The following is a 19,007-nucleotide window of genomic DNA, read 5'->3' as shown; positions in this document are numbered from 1 at the left end:
TTTTCAAAAAGGGTATGAATAAGAGAGATACAACGATAAACGGGTATGGAAGGTGAAGAAATGAAATTTCAATGGACGTTATTATTCGGTATTGTGTTTGCTCTAATTGTAGCCATTTTTGCCGTAATTAATGTAGATAATGTCGAAGTCAATTATCTGTTCGGCACAGCCGAATGGCCTTTGATTCTGGTGATTCTCGGATCTGTTTTCATGGGAGGGATCATCATCGGTTCCGTCGGCTTAGTCAGAATGTACAGCCTCCAGCGTAAGGTCAAGCAGCTGGAAAAACAAAATTCTGCCCTGCAAGATGAAGTAAACAAGAATTCAGCATTCAAATCAGAAGAAACAACCCTTAACAAGAAAAACATCCCTGACCACATAGATGGCCACGAGGGAGAATAAAAACAAGAGAAGAGCTGACTCAATTTTCTGGGTCAGCTTTTTTTGTTTTAAAAATTAGGATTGTTGTGATTGAGAGGAAATCTGCGAGACTCCTGCGGAAAAACGGGCTGGCAAGACCCCACAGCGAAGCGAGGAGGCTTGCCGGTTCGTCCGCGGAAAGAGAGTGGATTCCCTCTCAATCTATATTCCTTCTTACGTTGAAGTGCCCTGTCCACTCTTGTATAATAGAGAAGGTCTGAGGGGTGAACGTATGTTAAATTCAAAAACAAGATGGATGATAAAAGAAACGGATCAAACTCTGGCAGAGGATCTCGCAGAAAAACTGCAGATCACTCCTCTTGTGGCTTCTCTTCTGGTAAGCAGAGGACTCACAGAAGAAAATAAAGCCAGAGAATTTTTATTTAACGAAGATCAATTTCATGATCCCTATCTCCTTAATGATATGGGAATTGCAGTTGATAGAATCAATAAAGCAATAAATGATAAAGAACCTATTTTAATATTCGGCGACTATGATGCAGATGGCGTGAGCAGTACGACAGTGATGATGACGGTCCTCCGGGATCTCGGGGCCAATGTGGATTTTTATATCCCAAACCGGTTTTCAGAAGGATACGGACCGAACGAAAATGCCTTTAGAATGGCATCCGAAAAGGGAATCAAACTTCTGATTACAGTCGATACAGGGATTTCTGCACTTCATGAAGCTGAGGTCGCTAAAGAATTAGGAATGGACTTAATCATCACAGATCATCATGAGCCAGGTCCTGTCCTGCCGGAAGCATTGGCTATCCTGCATCCAAAAAGAGAGGACAGTACGTATCCATTCGCTGATTTGGCGGGGGTTGGGGTTGCTTTTAAGCTTGCGCATGCCCTTTACGGCAGTTTGCCGGAACATCTCCTTGAAATCGCGGCTATCGGGACGGTTGCGGATTTAGTGCCGCTTCATGGAGAAAACAGAAGCATCGTTAAAAAAGGCTTGAAGAAGATGAAGACTACGGACCGGATTGGCATTAAAGAATTAATCAGAATTACCGGTTCCAACCAAAATGAAATAACCGAAGAAACGATCGGTTTTGCTATTGCACCAAGGATCAACGCAGTCGGAAGACTGGGGGATGCAGACCCTGCAGTGGAACTTCTTATGACGGATTCTATGGAAACGGCAAAGGAGCTGTCCCAGGAAATCGATGCGTTAAATAAAGAAAGGCAATCCATCGTCAATGAAATGGCAGAAGAAGCCATTGGGATGGTTGCTGAACAATTCCCTCCAGATGAAAATACATGCATCGTGGTTGGAAAGGAAGGCTGGAATGCCGGAGTCATCGGAATTGTAGCTTCAAAGATAGTGGACAGATTCTACCGTCCAGCCATCGTATTGAGCTTCGATCCGGAGACAGGGAAGGCGAAAGGTTCTGCCAGAAGTATAGCCGGCTTTGATTTATACAAGAATTTATCCCAATGCAGGGATATCCTGCCTCACTTCGGGGGACACCCGATGGCGGCAGGAATGACGCTTGCCATTGATGATGTACCGGAATTAAGGCAAAGGTTGAATAAACTTGGCAGGGAGCAGCTGTCAGATGATGATTTCATCCCGTTAACCGAGGTGGATGCGGAAATAAATATCAAAGACATTCATCTTGATTCAATCAATGAAATGAATTTGCTTGCTCCATTTGGAATGAATAATCCCAAACCGAAACTATTAATCAAAGATGTGAACCTTTCTACAATCAGGAAAATCGGTTCTGATTCGAATCATCTTAAAGTGGTTTTAGCGAGTGAATCGGCATCCTTGGATGGAGTCGGGTTCGGTCTTGGAGAAAAGGCTGATCACATTTCTCCTCTTTCAAAGGTATCATTGATAGGGGAACTGTCCATCAACGAGTGGAATAATAATAGAAAACCACAAGTATTCGTCCAGGATATTTCTGTTCATGAAGGACAGCTGTTCGATATCAGGGGCATCAGGCAAATAGATAAATGGCTGTCTAAGATCCCTGGAAGTGATGCCCTATTCATCACTTTTAATCCAGCCACTGAGGAAAAATTGCCATTCGTAAAAGGACTGGCTCTTCAACGAGTGTATGATGCGTCATCGGCAGAGCAGCTAGATTTGAACAAAAAGAATGTTATCCTGCTAGACCTGCCTGCAGATAAGGCAATCTTGGAAAAAACACTTGAAGGAAGCTTTCCACATAGAATCTATGCCTATTTCCACCACGAAGAAAATCATTTCTTCAGTACGATTCCAAAGCGGGAACACTTTAAATGGTTTTTTGCTTTTCTTAAACAAAAAGGTCCATTTGATTTAAATCGATTTGGTGACAGCCTGGCTAAACATAAAGGATGGTCGAGGGAAACAATAGATTTTATGTCACAGGTGTTTTTTGAGCTGGATTTTGTTACAATAAACAATGGATTTGTTTCTATCAATCCTGCCAGTCCAAAACGGGATTTGACAGATTCAATGACCTATCAATTAAAACAATCTCAATTTATCATGGAAAATGAACTGCTCTATTCATCTTATCAGCAATTAAAAGCATGGTTTGATGAGCGTACCTTATGGTCTGTTCATAATGAGGAGGAAACGGAAGCATGGATTTAAAACAATATATTACAATTGTTCCGGATTGGCCAAAACCAGGAATTAAATTTAAAGATATCACTACGTTGATGGACAACGGGGATGCATATAGATACGCAACCGATCAAATCGTTGAATATGCACGTGAAAAAGACATCGATTTGGTCGTGGGGCCTGAAGCACGCGGATTTATCATCGGCTGCCCAGTAGCTTATTCTCTTGGAGTCGGTTTCGCTCCTGTCCGTAAAGAAGGAAAGCTTCCTAGGGAAACAGTAAAAGTGGACTACGGCTTGGAGTATGGGAAAGATGTTTTAACAATCCACAGAGATGCCATCAAACCGGGTCAGCGCGTGCTCATTACCGATGATCTTCTTGCAACTGGCGGAACCATCGAAGCTACTATCAAATTGGTAGAAGAACTAGGCGGAGTAGTGGCTGGAATCGCTTTCTTGATCGAATTGACTTATTTGGATGGACGCAACAAATTAGATGACTACGATATTTTGACTTTAATGGAGTTTTAATCAATCCATTGTTAAGAGTACCCCTTTTAAATCAGTGAAGGGGTACTCTTTCGTTTTTATCTTGGCTCTTTTCTTAAAGTTTGTTGCTTTATGCAGTAAAACAGGATAACTTATGCAATCCATACAGAAAATTAGCTCGAAAAGAGCCTGGATACTTTATCCCAATACGCAAAACATGTATTTTTACGTTAAAATCGGCTTTAAGATTTTAACAACAAGGTTTACGAAAACAGCCTTATTTTTACAATATTTTTCGACAAATGCTTTCAAATTGCCTAAATTTCTGCACGAATGGCTTTACATCTCATAGTTTTTTTTCGATAATAGTAACAATTAGTTAAATTCCTAAAATCATTATGAATTGCCCCAGGCAGATTCATTGAACGTATAAATAAAATTTCTCTTCATAAAGGTGAGTTTTTATATGGCGAAAGATCAAGTTTTGACCGCCGAGCAAGTGATAGAGCGTACAACTGAATATTTGAATAAAGATCATGTCCGTATGGTTCAAAAGGCATATGATTTTGCTGCGAATGCCCATAAAGAGCAGTATAGAAAATCCGGGGAGCCTTATATCATCCATCCGATCCAGGTAGCAGGGATCCTTGCAGACCTTGAAATGGATCCTGCGACTGTTGCAGCGGGTTTCCTTCATGATGTCGTAGAGGATACTTCCGTCACTTTGGAAGAATTGAAGAATGAATTCAATGAAGAAGTGGCCATGCTGGTGGACGGCGTTACAAAGCTCGGGAAAATCAAATATAAGTCCCAAGAGGAGCAGCAAGCTGAAAATCATCGGAAAATGTTCGTTGCGATGGCGCAGGATATCCGCGTCATCCTGATTAAACTTGCTGACCGGCTTCATAATATGCGCACCCTGAAGCATCTTCCGCATGAGAAGCAGCGCAGGATCTCCAATGAAACATTGGAGATTTTCGCTCCGCTTGCACACAGGCTGGGGATTTCAAAAATAAAATGGGAGCTTGAAGATACAGCCCTCCGATATTTGAATCCGCAGCAATACTACCGCATCGTCAATCTTATGAAAAAGAAGCGGGCGGAAAGGGAGCAGTACCTGGAAGATGTCATTACAGACGTCAAGGACCGTCTGAAGGAAGTCACCATCATCGGGGAAATTTCCGGAAGGCCGAAGCATATCTACAGCATCTATCGTAAAATGGTCCTTCAAAATAAGCAGTTCAATGAAATTTATGACCTGCTCGCAGTGCGAATCATCGTGGACAGCATCAAAGACTGCTATGCGGTGCTCGGAATCATCCATACTTGCTGGAAGCCGATGCCTGGGCGCTTCAAAGATTATATTGCCATGCCTAAGCCGAATATGTATCAATCACTGCATACAACGGTCATCGGTCCAAAAGGTGATCCCCTTGAAGTACAGATCCGGACAAAAGAAATGCATCAGATTGCTGAATACGGGGTTGCTGCTCACTGGGCTTACAAAGAAGGCAAATCAGTCGATGAAGAAGTTCCATTTGATAAGAAACTGACATGGTTCCGCGAAATCCTGGAGTTCCAGAATGATTCAGCCAATGCTGAAGAATTCATGGAATCATTAAAGATCGATCTTTTCTCTGATATGGTGTTTGTCTTTACGCCAAAAGGAGATGTTATCGAGCTTCCTTCAGGATCCGTTCCGATTGATTTCGCTTATAGGATCCACTCTGAAATAGGGAACAAGACCATCGGTGCCAAGATCAACGGGAAAATGGTCACGCTGGACTACAAGCTCAAGACGGGCGACATCATTGAAATCCTGACCTCTAAGCATTCCTATGGACCTAGCCAGGATTGGCTTAAACTTGCCCAGACTTCGCAGGCTAAAAATAAAATCAGGCAGTTCTTCAAGAAACAGCGCAAAGATGAAAATATTGAAAAAGGTAAAGAACTGGTTGAAAAAGAAATCAAGGCACTTGATTTTGAATTAAAGGAAATCCTTACGCCGGAAAATCTTAAGAGGGTTTCTGAAAAATTCAATTTCACCCATGAAGATGATATGTATGCGGCTGTCGGCTATAATGGCATCACTGCTGCCCAAATCGCAAATCGACTAACGGAAAAACTGCGCAAGAAGCGTGATCAGGAAGAAACAACCATCAAAGAGGCCGTTTCCGAGCTCAAATCATTCCCGACTCATAAAAAACGGGATGCGGGTGTGAGAGTGAAAGGGATCGATAATTTATTGATTCGCTTATCACGCTGCTGCAATCCCGTTCCAGGTGATGAAATTGTCGGCTTCATCACAAAGGGAAGAGGTGTTTCTGTCCATAGGGCGGATTGTCCGAACGTGGATGTAAGCGAGGCGCAGAACCGCTTGATTCCTGTTGAATGGGAAAGCGATGGGGCAGTACGAAAAGAATATAATGTCGATATTGAAATTACAGGCTATGACAGGAGAGGGCTTCTGAACGAGGTGCTGCAGGCGGTCAACGAAACGAAGACCAATATCACTGCTGTTTCCGGCCGATCTGATAGAAATAAAGCGGCTACCATCATCATGTCCATCTCTATTACAAACATCAGCCATCTTCAAAAAGTGGTTGAACGTATAAAGCAGATTGCTGATATCTATTCCGTCCGAAGAATCATGAATTGATTATCACCAATCTTTTGGCAAGGAGATAGTTATATGAGAGTGGTTTTACAAAGATCTAAAGCAGCAAGTGTGGATGTGGAAAATGAAACGATAGGATCCATTGACTTCGGCTTTGTTTTACTTGTGGGAGTAACGCACGAAGATACCATAGAAGACGCTAAGTATCTTGCAGAAAAAATTGCGAACCTCCGTGTGTTCGAAGATCAGGATGGGAAAATGAACCTCTCCTTGAAAGATGTCGGCGGTGAGATTTTATCGATTTCTCAGTTCACCCTTTATGGCGACTGCCGTAAAGGGAGGAGGCCGAACTTCATGGCTGCAGCACGCCCTGAAGAAGCTGAGCCTCTATATGAGGCATTCAATCAGATGTTAAGTGAGCAAGGGATTGCTGTTGAAACAGGTAAATTTGGTGCCATGATGGATGTCAAATTGACGAATGACGGACCAGTAACTCTGATTATTGAAAGCTGAGCCAGACACAAAAAAGCAGAAGGGAAACTTCCCTTCTGCTTTTTTACTTGAAATAATCCATTAACCCATTATAAATGCCTGTTGAAGCAATTTGCTGATATTGATTGGAAAGGATGGATGCTTCTTCAGCAGGATTGCTTAAATACCCGAGTTCCAAAAGTGTGGAAGGCTGATGATTTTCCCTGATGACATGATAGTCGCCAAATCTAACCCCTCGGTCCCTTAGGCTGATTTTCTTTGAAACGGCTTGATTGACTGACTGTGCCAAATCTTTTTGGAACGAATGGTAATAATAGGTTGTATGTCCATTTACGCTGCGGTCCGGAATGCTGTCATAGTGGATGCTGATAAATGCATCAGCGTCTTCATATTGCGCGACTGCCACACGGGACTGCAAAGAAATGTATCGGTCATCATTCCTTGTCATGATGACTTTCGCACCTGCATTGCTTAATTTGTCATAAAGCAATTGAGCAGTCTTTAAGGTCATATTTTTTTCGAGGGTCCCTTTATTTCCTGTTGTTCCATTATCCCTGCCGCCATGGCCAGGATCGATGACAATCGTTTTGCCTGCGATGGAACCATGTGATTGAGGACTTTCGTTTCCGCTCTTGCCTGGGGCATTTTTTAAATCGGTAGATATTATCCATCCCGCCACGAAAGCTGTACCGCCGTTGGAAAGATAAATTTCAACCCAATCCCCTGATACCCCTTTAATACGGAAGGAGTCTCCCGCATTTGCCCTTAGAGCGATGCCTGACTGTACAGAAGGCTGCGTGCGGATGTTTGTCCCATTATACAAGATAACGGCTGTGCCTTTTGAAGAAGCGGCGTCATCCCCTTTTGAAGTTGCGGACATGCTTTTTTCCATAAACCAGCCCGCTACCCAGCCCATACGTCCTTGGCTTAATTCGATTTTCATCCAATCGTTTTTCTCCTCGATCAATTTCAAACTATCACCGGATTTAACACTGCCGACAATATTTCCATTCAAGGATGGCTGTTCTCGAACATTTAAATTATCCACTTTAACAACTGCCATCATGGTTTGATTGGCTGAAGATGTTGAAGCTTGTGCTGGGGAATCGGAATATTCCACGTATTTAGAACTGATCCATGCTGTATCCCCGCCAAATTCAATTTCGTCCCAGTCATTTTTTGTGGAAAGGATTTGGACACGATCCCCTTTTTTAAGGGAACCGACAATCTTGCTGCCGAGATCCGGGTTTGAACGGGCGTTCAGGGATGTTGCTGTTATGATGGCGCTTTTACTAGAGGCAGTGCTCGCTGCTTCCGTTTTTCCTGCCAGAGAAATGAATTCACTGGATATCCAACCGGTTTGGCCATTGGCATTGACTTTGTACCAGTTTGAGGAGGACGCTAAGATTGAGACCTTTTCATTTTTAGAAAGGATATCAATGACTTTTTCATCTGTGCCGGGTCCGCTTCTAAGTCGGAGGCCATCAACAGTAATGACGCCGCTTGAATCACTGCTGGATGCGGTGTATCCATTGTCAGTGGCTGTGACCAGCCAAGAAGCAACCCAACCCTTTGTGAATGCTGAAACCTTGATTTGGACCCAATCCTTTTGCTGGTCCGTGATCTCGTAGGTTTCCCCTTTATGTATTTGTGCAACTACAGAATAAGTAAGTCCCGGCCCTTGCCGGACATTCAAGGAATCGACCCCTACTTTGGCTTGGGGTCCGCCCGCATGGCTATCGTGGGCATTGGTGAAAAATGAGGCTGTCAACATGATGGCAACGATGGCAGCCTGAAGTAATTTCCTAGCCATTTATGCACCGCCTTATTTTATTTTTCCCTATGACTTTGGAGAAAGCTTTGAAGGGTATCAGTTAATACTATTCTATATGAATCCAAAAACTCCTTTTCTGGATGTAATAAATTTATGGGATTGGAAATGATAAGAAGAACATCTGGAAAAAGGAGGTCATGGAATGAGATTTGGTGATAAACAGTCGATGAATATGGGGGCTGAAAAGGTTTTTGGAGTGGATTTTCATCATTTTATCGAAAGGGAAAGCCAAGCCACCACAATGGAACTGGCCTCTGAATTTGGTTTGACATTGAGAGATGTGAGATCGCTTAAGAAAAAAATGGAGCGATCTTGAGAAATCGCCTTGACAATGTAGGAAGTACGCTCGTATTATAAATGAATAATATGAATCGAATAAATGATCCATCGAGGAAGAAAAGTATTCAAGATTCACTTGGATAGAGAGGGGTTGCCGAGGCTGAGAGCAATCCTGCAAGCTGGCTTGATGAAAGACACTTCCTAGGATCCACCCTGAAAAGGCAGAGCCCAGTAAGGGATGGACGTTGCAGGCGTTAACTGTTAAAGAGGAAGCATGCACATTTGCTTCAATTAGGGTGGCACCACGGGAATCATACTCTCGTCCCTTGTAATTCAATTTACAAGGGATGGGAGTTTTTTTATTTTTACATAATAATGAAATTGGAGGAGTAAAGATGGCTATACAAATTCCTCGAGGAACCCAGGATATCCTTCCTGGCGAAGTGGAAAAGTGGCAATTCATAGAACAGAAGGCAAAAGAACTTTGCGAAAAATTCAATTATAAAGAAATCAGGACTCCGATTTTCGAACATACTGAATTGTTCCTGCGCAGCGTCGGAGATACAACAGACATTGTTCAAAAAGAAATGTACTCTTTTGAAGACCGGGGTGGAAGGGATATCACCCTTCGTCCGGAAGGAACTGCTTCTGTTGCAAGGTCTTATATTGAGAACAAGATGTACGGAGATGCAAACCAGCCTGTCAAGCTTTACTATAATGGTCCAATGTTCCGATATGAAAGGCCTCAGGCAGGTCGTTTCAGACAATTCGTCCAGTTCGGTGTGGAAGCATTGGGGAGCCAGGATCCGGCTATTGATGCAGAGGTCATCTCATTGGCAATGTCGCTTTACAAGGAAGCTGGATTGAAGAGCTTGAAGCTTGTCATCAACAGCTTGGGCGACCAGGAAAGCCGGAAAGCACACCGTGATGCACTCATTAAACACTTCGAGCCGAGGATCTCAGAGTTTTGCAGCGATTGCCAAAATCGCCTCGAAAAGAATCCTCTTCGTATTTTGGATTGCAAAAAGGACAGGGACCATGAACTGATGGCAACTGCTCCATCGATCCTGGAGTATTTAAATGAAGAGTCCAAGCAATATTTTGGAAAAGTCCAGTCCTATTTAACAGCGCTTGGCATTGAGTTCGAAGTTGACCCTACATTGGTTCGCGGTTTGGATTACTACAATCATACTGCATTCGAAATCATGAGCAATGCTGAAGGCTTCGGGGCAATCACAACATTATGCGGCGGAGGACGATACAATGGCCTCATCCAGGAAATCGGCGGCCCTGAAACTCCAGGCATCGGTTTCGGAATGAGCATTGAACGACTTTTGGCAGCAGTAGAAGCTGAAGGGGCAGTACTTCCGTATGAATCCAAGATGGACTGTTTCTTTGTTTCCCTTGGAGAGGAAGCAAAGGATAAAACAGTCGAACTGCTGTTTAAGCTGCGGCAGGCAGGATATTCTGCCGAGAAGGATTACCTCGATAGAAAAATAAAAGCCCAGTTCAAAGCGGCTGACAGAGTCAACGCAAGGTTTGTGGCTGTGCTTGGCGAGGACGAATTAAAAGCCAATAAAATCAATGTAAAAAATATGGAAACAGGAGATCAGCAGGAATTGACGCTCGATGATTTTGTTTCAGCATTCCAACAACTTGCGGACTAAGGGAGGATAACAACATGTACGGAAGAACTTACTACTGCGGTGAAGTCACAGAAAAAAACATTGGTGAATCCATTACATTAAAAGGCTGGGTGCAAAAAAGACGGGACCTCGGCGGACTTATTTTCATTGATTTGCGCGATCGGACGGGGATCGTTCAAGCTGTCTTTAATCCGGATGGTTCTAAAGAAGCACTGGAAATTGCTGAAAAAGTAAGAAATGAATATGTCCTTGATATTAAAGGGAAAGTAGTGGCGCGTGAAGAAGGAACGGTCAATACGAACTTGAAGACAGGGAAGATTGAAGTAGTCGTTTCAGAAATCACGATCTTAAATGAAGCGAAAACTCCGCCATTCGTACTTTCAGATGACAAAGAGGTCTCAGAAGAGCTTCGCTTAAAATATCGCTATCTTGACCTAAGAAGACCGATGATGTTTGAAACATTGAAAATGCGTCATGAAGTGACAAAAGCATTCCGTACTTTCCTTGATGACGAAGGGTTCCTCGATATTGAGACACCGATCCTGACAAAAAGTACGCCTGAAGGGGCAAGGGACTATCTAGTTCCGAGCAGGGTCCATCCTGGGGAGTTTTATGCACTTCCTCAATCTCCGCAGATCTTTAAACAGATGCTGATGGTTTCAGGTTTCGATAAATATTATCAAATCGCACGCTGCTTCAGGGATGAAGATCTCCGTGCTGACCGCCAGCCTGAATTTACACAAATTGATATCGAAATGAGCTTCATGTCCCAGGAAGACATCATGGCCATGGTGGAGCGCATGATGGGAAAACTGATGAAAGAAGTTAAAGGAACGGCTATCCCTGAAGCATTCCCTCGTTTATCCTATGATGAAGCAATGGGCCGATATGGGTCTGATAAACCGGATACCCGTTTCGAAATGGAGTTAAAAGACGTTTCTGAAGCTGTGAAGGATTCAGGATTCAAGGTATTTGCCGGCGCTGTTGCAAATGGAGGTCAAGTCAAAGCCATCAATGTAAAAGGAGCAGCAGATAAGTATTCCAGAAAAGACATTGATGCATTGACAGAATTCACTTCCCGATATGGAGCGAAAGGTCTTGCTTGGCTAAAAGTGGAGGAAGAAGGCCTTAAAGGTCCGATTTCTAAATTCTTCCCTGAAGATGAAGCAGCAAAATTGACTTCCCTATTGGATGCACGACCAGGAGATCTGCTCCTATTCGTAGCAGACAAAAAATCGGTTGTAGCAGATGCTCTTGGAGCGCTTCGTTTAAAATTAGGAAAAGAATTGGAATTGATTGATGAGTCCAAATTCAACTTCCTTTGGGTAACGGACTGGCCGCTCTTGGAGTATGATGAAGAAGCCGGACGCTACTTTGCTGCACACCACCCATTCACGATGCCCGTACGCGAAGATCTTGGCCTATTGGATTCAGCACCGGGTGAAGCACGTGCGCAGGCTTACGACCTCGTATTGAATGGATACGAACTGGGCGGAGGTTCACTGCGTATATTCGAGCGGGAAATTCAGGAAAAAATGTTTGAAGTGCTTGGATTCACACCTGAACAGGCAAAAGAGCAGTTTGGCTTCCTGTTGGACGCGTTTGAATATGGTACACCGCCTCATGGTGGAATCGCCCTTGGCTTGGACCGCATCGTCATGCTGTTAGCCGGAAGAACGAACTTAAGGGATACAATTGCATTCCCGAAAACAGCAAGTGCAAGCTGTCTTTTGACAAATGCACCTGGTACTGTCAGCGGGGATCAGCTAGATGAATTGCATTTGGCACTAAAAACGGAAGCAGTTGAATCATGACCTTTGGATCATTTTTCGATTTTTGAGAATTTTGGCGCAATTTGACAGGGGTCAACGATTGAATTTCTGATTTTCCTGTGATATGATTTTTACAACAAAGACGAAGTCCTGATGTGTCCGTTACAGTACCTACTGTTTTGACCGAACACTTTGAACATCGGAAGTCCGAGTTTCCAGACGGCGTAAATGCCTCTTCAAGAGGACTTATAAAGCCTGGTGCAGGACATCCACCTGCCGAGAGCGGGTTCAAAACACGGATTTATCAGACGGCACAATTGGGACCTCGTCATCATATTTGAATGAATCCCCCCTAGTGATAGGGGGTTTTGTTATTTATTTGGGTTAATGTCAAGAATAATTCCCATCGGAAAGGTTGCTTTAATAAGTGTAATCGTTTATCCTAATTCAGGAATCATAATAATAGAATCAGAATTTATAATTGGAGTTGAATTTCTATGCTTCATCAATTTTCCAGAAACGAATTAGCCATTGGTAAAGAAGGCTTGGATATTTTAAAAAACAGCACCGTCGCCATCCTCGGTATTGGAGGGGTAGGATCTTTCGCGGTTGAAGCCCTTGCAAGGACGGGTGTCGGCAAGCTGATCCTCGTGGACAAGGATGATGTGGATATCACCAACATCAATCGCCAGCTTCATGCCCTTTTATCAACGGTCGGACAGCCAAAAGCTGATTTAATGAAAGAAAGAATAAAGGATATCAACCCTGAATGCGAAGTTATTTCATTAAAGATGTTCTATACGGAAGAAACATATGAAGAGTTCTTCAGTCACAATCTAGATTTCGTCATTGATGCTTCAGATACCATTTCGTATAAAATTCATTTGATGAAGGAATGCCTGAAAAGGGATATCCCGATTATTTCCAGTATGGGTGCTGCCAATAAATCGGATCCGACACGATTCCGCATTGCTGACATTTCCAAAACTCATACAGATCCGATTGCAAAAGTGATCCGTCTGCGCCTGCGCAAAGAGGGAATCAAAAAAGGAATCCCGGTCGTTTTCTCAGATGAAAGCCCGATTGTAATCCGCGAAGAAGTAAGGAAAGAAGTAGGGAACGATGAAGCTCCTATCAGAAAAGCAAAGATGCCGCCATCTTCCAATGCCTTCGTTCCTTCCGTAGCAGGATTGATCATGGCAGGTTATACAGTAGACCAGCTGCTCTCAGATATCAAAATGACACGTGTGAATGATTAAATAATTGAAATAAAATAGGCTGATTCAAGAGGATGGGAATGTCCAATCTTTTGGATCAGCTTTTTTTATTGCATTAGGAATTTATGAAATTATTGTGATTAAGAGGGAATCCGCGAGACTCCGGCGGAAAAACGGGCTGGCAAGACCCCACAGCGAAGCGAGGAGGCTTGCCGGTTCGTCCGCGGAAAGGGAGTGGATTCCATCTCAATCTTTTTACATTCTAAGTACAAATGGCTCAAAAACAAATACTTACAAAAACAATGAAATGGTATTGACTGCCAATTTGTATTAGTGTACTATCTAACTAGAACACTAATACAAATTGGTTTTTATTTTCAACAAAAGGCTGTTTTCGTAAACATTGTTGTTAAAATCTTAATGCCGATTTTAACGTAAAAATATTATTTTTGCGCGTTGAAATCGAGTATCCAGGCTCTTTTCTAGCTGGATTTTCCGGCCTAGATTGCATAAGGTATTCTGTTTTAATGGCTATAGCAACAATCTTTGAGAAAAGAGCCTTACAAGAAGGAGGAGCAAATCTTGATCGCATTTAAAGGATTGCTGAAAAAAGACTACCTGCTTTCAAAAAACTGGATGCTCACGTGGTTCATCACCATATTCATCCTTTTACTCCTATCCTACGGCTTATCGGGCTATCTTCATGAACCTGTTGTCCTGATAGGAAGCGTCATCTTCTTAGGGAGCATGCATATTGGTTTCATACCGGTCATAATGCTTTCATTCCTGCGGACGGAAGGGCGGACACAGCTATGGCTCCATTCGCCGCAATCGTCTAAGATGCTCATTTTCTCCAAGATGCTCATTTCATCAGCGTATCAACTCCTCTCCCAGCTTGTGTTGACAATTGTATTTTTCATCCTGTATGAATGGATCTTGCCAAAAAACACAATGAATGAATTACCTGGGATGGGGCTTCCTTACAAAGAGGGTTTTTACATCAATCTGGTCATATTTTGTGTTGCGTTTTACCTTTCGTGCTGGTGCCTATTCTATTGGACGGTCTACCATTCACTTTCTAAATTTCCATCTGTGAAAAGATTCCGCTGGCTGGTCCTCATCCTTCTTTTCATTATTTGGAACACAATTGAAACACTCATCATGAAAATCGTGCCTCTTGCCGAGCTTATGAAAAAATGGAGCATTTCCATATATGCAGAAGGATCATTTCATTATGAACAAGGAAAATGGAATGCAGAAATGACCCCGATTGATGTACCACTTCTGCCAATCGTCCTTTATGCATTGCTTACTGTGCTTCTATTTTTTGCATCAAGCTGGTTCTTAGAGAAAAAAGTAGAGGTGTGATGGAATGACGGAAGAATTTCAATCAGCAAAGCCAATCTATATGCAAATAGCCGATCGAATCATCCATCAAATTGTCCGTAAAGAACTCCTCCCCGGAAGCAAGCTTCCATCTGTAAGGGAAATGGCTGTGCAGTCGGGCGTAAACCCCAATACAATCCAGCGGACATACAGTGAAATGGAGAGGATGGAAATCGTGGAAACGAGAAGGGGGCAGGGAACATTCGTGACGGAAAATACAGTGATCCTCGAGGAGATAAAAAGGCAGCTCAAAAAAGGAATTGTGGAACAGTTTTTAAAGAATATGACCGACCTTGGCTTCAACAGGGGAGAAATAATGGAAGATATTCAATCTTATTTTGACCATAAGGGGGTGGAGTGAAGATGGGTGTTTCCTTACAACACGTCACCAAGAAATACGGTGATGAATATGCGCTGAAGGATATTTCTTTCGCTTTGGAAAAAGGGAAGATTTACGGGCTTCTCGGGCCGAATGGGAGCGGGAAATCGACTGTGCTGAAAATGATGGCTGGCCTCGTTTTTCCAAGCAGCGGGGAACTCTTTTTAGCAGAGGGTGAGCCCGTGACGCGGAAGATCAGTGAAAGAGTGAGCTATTTGACAGAACTCGATATGTTCTATGAAAATTTTACTGTCAAGCAGATGATTGACTTTTACAGTACGCAATTTAAAGATTTTCATAGAGACAAGGCGTTTGAACTCGCAGATAAACTGAAATTGGAGAAGAACAAGAGAATCCGCCATTATTCCAAAGGAAACAGAGGAAGGCTGAAGCTCGTCCTTTCACTTGCCAGGGATGCCGAATTGCTGCTCCTTGATGAGCCGTTTTCAGGATTGGATCCGATCGTCCGGGATGAAATCGTTAAAAACCTTCTATCCCATATCGATTTTGACCGGCAGACAGTCGTGATCGCTACTCATGAAATTGATGAAATCGAGCCGATCCTTGACGAAGTGATTGCTATATATAATGGGAACCTTTTAGGTATTGAAAACGTAGAAGCACTCAGGGAAGAAAAAGGCTTATCGGTTTTGTCCTGGTTTAAGGAAATATTCAATGAATCATAACAAAGGAAGTGTAAAGATGACAGCAATCGTTGAGTTGAAAAATGTAACGAAAGTAATCAAAGGGAAGAAGATCATCGATGATTTGTCCTTCAGCATCAGAGAAGGGGAAGTGTTTGGATTCCTCGGGCCAAATGGTGCCGGAAAAACAACGACCATCAGGATGATCGTCGGCTTGATGAAATTGACATCAGGGGATGTTCTGATCAAAGGAAAGAGCATTCAGAAGAATTACGATCAAGCGATCCAGCATGTAGGCGCCATTGTTGAAAACCCTGAATTATATAAATTCCTGACTGGGTATCAGAACCTGATGCAATATGCAAGGATGGTCAAGGGAGTAAGTAAAGAGCGGATTTTGGAAGTGGTGGAACTGGTCGGATTGACAGACGCCATCCACAGCAAGGTAAAGACCTATTCCCTTGGTATGAGACAGCGATTGGGATTGGCGCAGTGCCTTCTGCATAAGCCAAAAGTGATGATCCTTGATGAGCCGACTAATGGACTGGATCCTGCAGGAATCCGGGAAATAAGGGATTATATTAGGAAGCTTGCCAGAGAAGAAAATATGTCTGTCATTGTATCAAGCCATCTTCTTTCTGAAATGGAATTGATGTGCGACCGCATCGCAATCATTCAAAAAGGCAAATTGACGGATGTTCAGACTGTCCACGATTTCGTTCAAGGCAATGAACAGGTTTATTTGATCGAAACATCCGCAAGTGATAAGACAATGACACTTCTGGAGGAGCAATTTAATCTTGCTGGAAGGAAAACAACTGCAGGAATCGAAGTGCCCCTTTTAAAGGAACAAGTACCTGCCATCATCAAGATCTTGGTGGAAAATGAAGTGGATGTCTTTGGTGTGAAGGCAATTGCAAAATCACTTGAAGATCGTTTCTTGGAAGTTACCAATCTATAAAAAAAGGAGACAGAGCCATGTTCAGACTCATTCAAAATGAATGGATAAAAATATTTAAGAGACCTGGTACGTTTGTAATGATCGGAATGATCATCCTATTGATCGGAATAGTTGGTGCATTTGAAAAATATTCAGATGTGCACTCAAATCATAATAATCAAGCGAATTGGAAGCAGGAGCTGACTGCACAGAATCAGCAGATGAAACAAGATCTGAAGCAAGGACATATTCCAGAGATGGCAAAATCGCAGATAGAAAAAAATATTGCCATCAATGATTACCGAATCAAGCATGATATGGCTCCAGATCAAGGAAAGAACGTATGGACTTTTATTTCAACGGCATCTCAATTGATTTCATTTGTTGGATTGTTTACGATCATCGTCTCAGCTGGCATCGTAGCAAGTGAATTTAATTGGGGAACGATCAAACTACTATTGATTCGGCCAATCAGAAGATGGAAGATCCTTTTGTCTAAGTATTTGACAATCATAGTATTCGGTCTTTTCCTCCTGTCACTATTGTTTGTCTTTTCAGGTCTGTTGGGAACAGTTTTATTCGGGACAGGCGAAAGCAGTGCCTACCTGGCGTATTCATCAGGCAAGGTTGTTGAGCAAAGCATGCTGCTTCATATGATTAAGTCCTACTTATTCAGTTCTGTTGATCTTTTGATGCTGGCAACAATGGCATTCATGATTTCAGCTGTCTTCCGGAATAGTTCATTGGCAATAGGGATCTCTATATTCCTATTATTCTCTGGAGAACTTGTTACCTCTCTAGTGGCAGCCAGGTTTGACTGGGCGAAATATATCCTTTTTGCGAATACGAATCTGATGGCTTATTTTGATGGAATGCCGGTAGTCGAGGGGATGACATTAGGATTCTCCGTTGCCGTATTGATCGTTTATTTTATCATCTTCCAAGCGCTCGCATTCACGGTGTTCTCGAAGCGTGATGTAGCTGCATAAAACGAAATCCCTGTCCATTTTAACTGGACAGGGATTTTATTTTACTTATTATTATTGATCTTATCATATACTGTAGAAATCGCCTGTTCGAACTTTCCTGTCTTTTTGGGCTTGTAATACTTTTTGTTTTTTAATTTATCAGGAAGATACTGCTGTTTGACCCATCCATTTTCATAATCATGAGGGTATTGATAATCAATGCCCCTGCCAAGCTCCTTGGCCCCTTTATAATGGGCGTCTTTCAGATGGATAGGCACTTCTCCGCTGCTGCCGGAACGTATGTCCATTAACGCCTCATCTATAGCCATGATGGCAGAATTCGATTTTGGGGAGAGGCAAAGTTCAATGACGACGTTTGCTAATGGGATGCGTGCTTCCGGGAATCCAATTTTCTCTGCTGTCTGGATGGCGGCTAACGTCCGCGGCCCGGCTTGGGGGCTTGCAAGACCGATATCTTCATAGGCGATGACTAATAGCCGTCTAGTAATGCTCGGGAGGTCGCCTGCTTCGATCAGCCTGCCGAGATAATGGAGGGCTGCATTGACATCACTGCCCCGAATGGACTTTTGAAAGCCGCTTAAGACATCATAATGGGCATCGCCGTCCTTATCGTGTGCAAGACTCTTCATTTGCAGACATTCTTCAGCGGTCTCCTCTGTGATGACGATCTCTCCATCTTTGTTTTCTTCTGTTGAAAGGACTGCCAGTTCCAATGCATTCAGTGCACTTCTTAGATCACCGCTGCTGGCCGTGGCAAAATGATGAAGGGCATCTTCTTCCATGACTAAAGGATATTTTCCTAGGCCCCTTTCTTCATCTTCCAATGCAGCAAGAAGGGCTTTTTCCATATCAGCCTGCTCCAGTGGCTTCAATTCGAATATCTGGCATCTGCTTCTGATGGCCGGATTGATGGCATGATAAGGATTGCTCGTAGTGGCGCCGATCATAGTTATCATCCCGTTTTCCAAATATGGGAGGAGAAAGTCCTGTTTGGCTTTATCAAGTCTGTGGACTTCATCAAGAAGCAGAATGACTTTCCCTGACATCTTGGCTTCCTGCGCCACGATCTCCATATCTTTTTTATTATTGGTCACAGCATTGAGCATCCTGAAGGCGTACTTTGTGCTTCCTGCTATGGCGCTGGCAATCGATGTTTTACCTATTCCAGGCGGTCCGTACAAAATCATGGAAGAAAGCTGCTTGGCATTAACCATCCGTCTGATGATCTTTCCTTCCCCCACCAGGTGCTCTTGTCCGACAATCTCATCAATATTTCTGGGGCGCATACGAAAGGCCAAAGGTTTAGTGGTCATGTGCATCTCTCCAAACTGATGT

Annotated in this window: 16 protein-coding genes, 1 other RNA gene and 1 other annotated feature; of the genes, 15 read left to right on the top strand and 2 right to left on the bottom strand. The window is 43.1% G+C overall.

Features of this window, described 5'->3' with window-relative positions:
- Positions 1–60 precede the first annotated feature (60 nt).
- The 5 genes from ABTV07_RS14640 to dtd all read left to right on the top strand — a co-directional run bounded on the left by ABTV07_RS14640 (position 61) and on the right by dtd (position 6,607).
- Complete coding sequence (locus ABTV07_RS14640; RefSeq protein ID WP_433743377.1) at positions 61–402, top strand: LapA family protein; 342 nt, start codon at positions 61–63, stop codon at positions 400–402.
- 250 nt (positions 403–652) lie between these two features.
- Positions 653–3,016: a single-stranded-DNA-specific exonuclease RecJ gene (gene recJ / locus ABTV07_RS14635; RefSeq protein WP_433743375.1), complete on the top strand. Its 2,364-nt coding sequence runs from the start codon at positions 653–655 to the stop codon at positions 3,014–3,016.
- Positions 3,007–3,519, top strand: a complete 513-nt coding sequence (locus tag ABTV07_RS14630; protein WP_433743373.1) for an adenine phosphoribosyltransferase — start codon at positions 3,007–3,009, stop codon at positions 3,517–3,519. Before recJ ends, ABTV07_RS14630 begins: the two co-directional genes overlap by 10 nt.
- Before the next feature lie 424 nt (positions 3,520–3,943).
- Positions 3,944–6,136 carry a RelA/SpoT family protein gene (locus ABTV07_RS14625; RefSeq protein WP_433743371.1) on the top strand — a complete coding sequence of 731 codons (2,193 nt, stop codon included), beginning with the start codon at positions 3,944–3,946 and terminating at the stop codon, positions 6,134–6,136.
- A 33-nt stretch (positions 6,137–6,169) separates the two neighbouring features.
- Complete coding sequence (gene dtd, locus ABTV07_RS14620) at positions 6,170–6,607, top strand: D-aminoacyl-tRNA deacylase (RefSeq protein WP_433743370.1); 438 nt, start codon at positions 6,170–6,172, stop codon at positions 6,605–6,607.
- A 43-nt stretch (positions 6,608–6,650) separates the two neighbouring features.
- Here dtd and ABTV07_RS14615 read toward each other — a convergent pair whose 3' ends face one another.
- Positions 6,651–8,399 (bottom strand): SH3 domain-containing protein, encoded by a 1,749-nt coding sequence (locus ABTV07_RS14615; RefSeq protein ID WP_433743368.1) that lies wholly within the window; start codon positions 8,397–8,399, stop codon positions 6,651–6,653.
- 163 nt (positions 8,400–8,562) lie between these two features.
- Between ABTV07_RS14615 and ABTV07_RS14610 the strand changes: the two genes are divergently transcribed.
- The 10 genes from ABTV07_RS14610 (at position 8,563) to ABTV07_RS14565 (ending at position 17,672) form a co-directional block, all read left to right on the top strand.
- On the top strand, positions 8,563–8,736 hold the full coding sequence (locus ABTV07_RS14610; RefSeq protein ID WP_114744994.1) for an RNA polymerase subunit sigma-70: 174 nt from the start codon (positions 8,563–8,565) through the stop codon (positions 8,734–8,736).
- 62 nt (positions 8,737–8,798) lie between these two features.
- Positions 8,799–9,029 (top strand) — a binding site (T-box leader).
- Positions 9,030–9,094: 65 nt separating this feature from the next.
- Entirely contained in the window at positions 9,095–10,366 is a 1,272-nt protein-coding gene (gene hisS / locus ABTV07_RS14605; protein ID WP_433743366.1) for a histidine--tRNA ligase, read from the top strand.
- A gap of 14 nt (positions 10,367–10,380) precedes the next feature.
- The gene (aspS, locus tag ABTV07_RS14600; RefSeq protein ID WP_433743364.1) at positions 10,381–12,159 is read left to right on the top strand and encodes an aspartate--tRNA ligase; all 1,779 of its coding nucleotides are present in this window, start codon (positions 10,381–10,383) and stop codon (positions 12,157–12,159) included.
- Positions 12,160–12,261: 102 nt separating this feature from the next.
- A non-coding RNA gene (ssrS, locus tag ABTV07_RS14595) (6S RNA) lies at positions 12,262–12,445 on the top strand.
- 169 nt (positions 12,446–12,614) lie between these two features.
- Positions 12,615–13,376, top strand: a complete 762-nt coding sequence (locus ABTV07_RS14590) for a tRNA threonylcarbamoyladenosine dehydratase (RefSeq protein ID WP_433743363.1) — start codon at positions 12,615–12,617, stop codon at positions 13,374–13,376.
- Between the two features lie 540 nt (positions 13,377–13,916).
- The gene (locus ABTV07_RS14585) at positions 13,917–14,702 is read left to right on the top strand and encodes a hypothetical protein (protein ID WP_433743362.1); all 786 of its coding nucleotides are present in this window, start codon (positions 13,917–13,919) and stop codon (positions 14,700–14,702) included.
- Positions 14,703–14,706: 4 nt separating this feature from the next.
- On the top strand, positions 14,707–15,081 hold the full coding sequence (locus ABTV07_RS14580) for a GntR family transcriptional regulator (protein WP_433743361.1): 375 nt from the start codon (positions 14,707–14,709) through the stop codon (positions 15,079–15,081).
- A 2-nt stretch (positions 15,082–15,083) separates the two neighbouring features.
- Positions 15,084–15,785: an ABC transporter ATP-binding protein gene (locus ABTV07_RS14575; protein WP_433743359.1), complete on the top strand. Its 702-nt coding sequence runs from the start codon at positions 15,084–15,086 to the stop codon at positions 15,783–15,785.
- A gap of 16 nt (positions 15,786–15,801) precedes the next feature.
- Entirely contained in the window at positions 15,802–16,704 is a 903-nt protein-coding gene (locus tag ABTV07_RS14570) for an ABC transporter ATP-binding protein (protein WP_433751273.1), read from the top strand.
- 17 nt (positions 16,705–16,721) lie between these two features.
- On the top strand, positions 16,722–17,672 hold the full coding sequence (locus ABTV07_RS14565; protein ID WP_433743357.1) for an ABC transporter permease: 951 nt from the start codon (positions 16,722–16,724) through the stop codon (positions 17,670–17,672).
- A gap of 41 nt (positions 17,673–17,713) precedes the next feature.
- Here ABTV07_RS14565 and ABTV07_RS14560 read toward each other — a convergent pair whose 3' ends face one another.
- The gene (locus ABTV07_RS14560) at positions 17,714–18,985 is read right to left on the bottom strand and encodes a replication-associated recombination protein A (RefSeq protein ID WP_433743355.1); all 1,272 of its coding nucleotides are present in this window, start codon (positions 18,983–18,985) and stop codon (positions 17,714–17,716) included.
- Between the last annotated feature and the right edge of the window lie 22 nt (positions 18,986–19,007).

It is taken from the genome of Falsibacillus pallidus (genome assembly GCF_050990905.1).
Classification (GTDB): Bacteria; Bacillota; Bacilli; order Bacillales; family DSM-25281; genus Falsibacillus; species Falsibacillus pallidus_A.
This window is presented reverse-complemented; position numbering and strand designations above follow the sequence as displayed.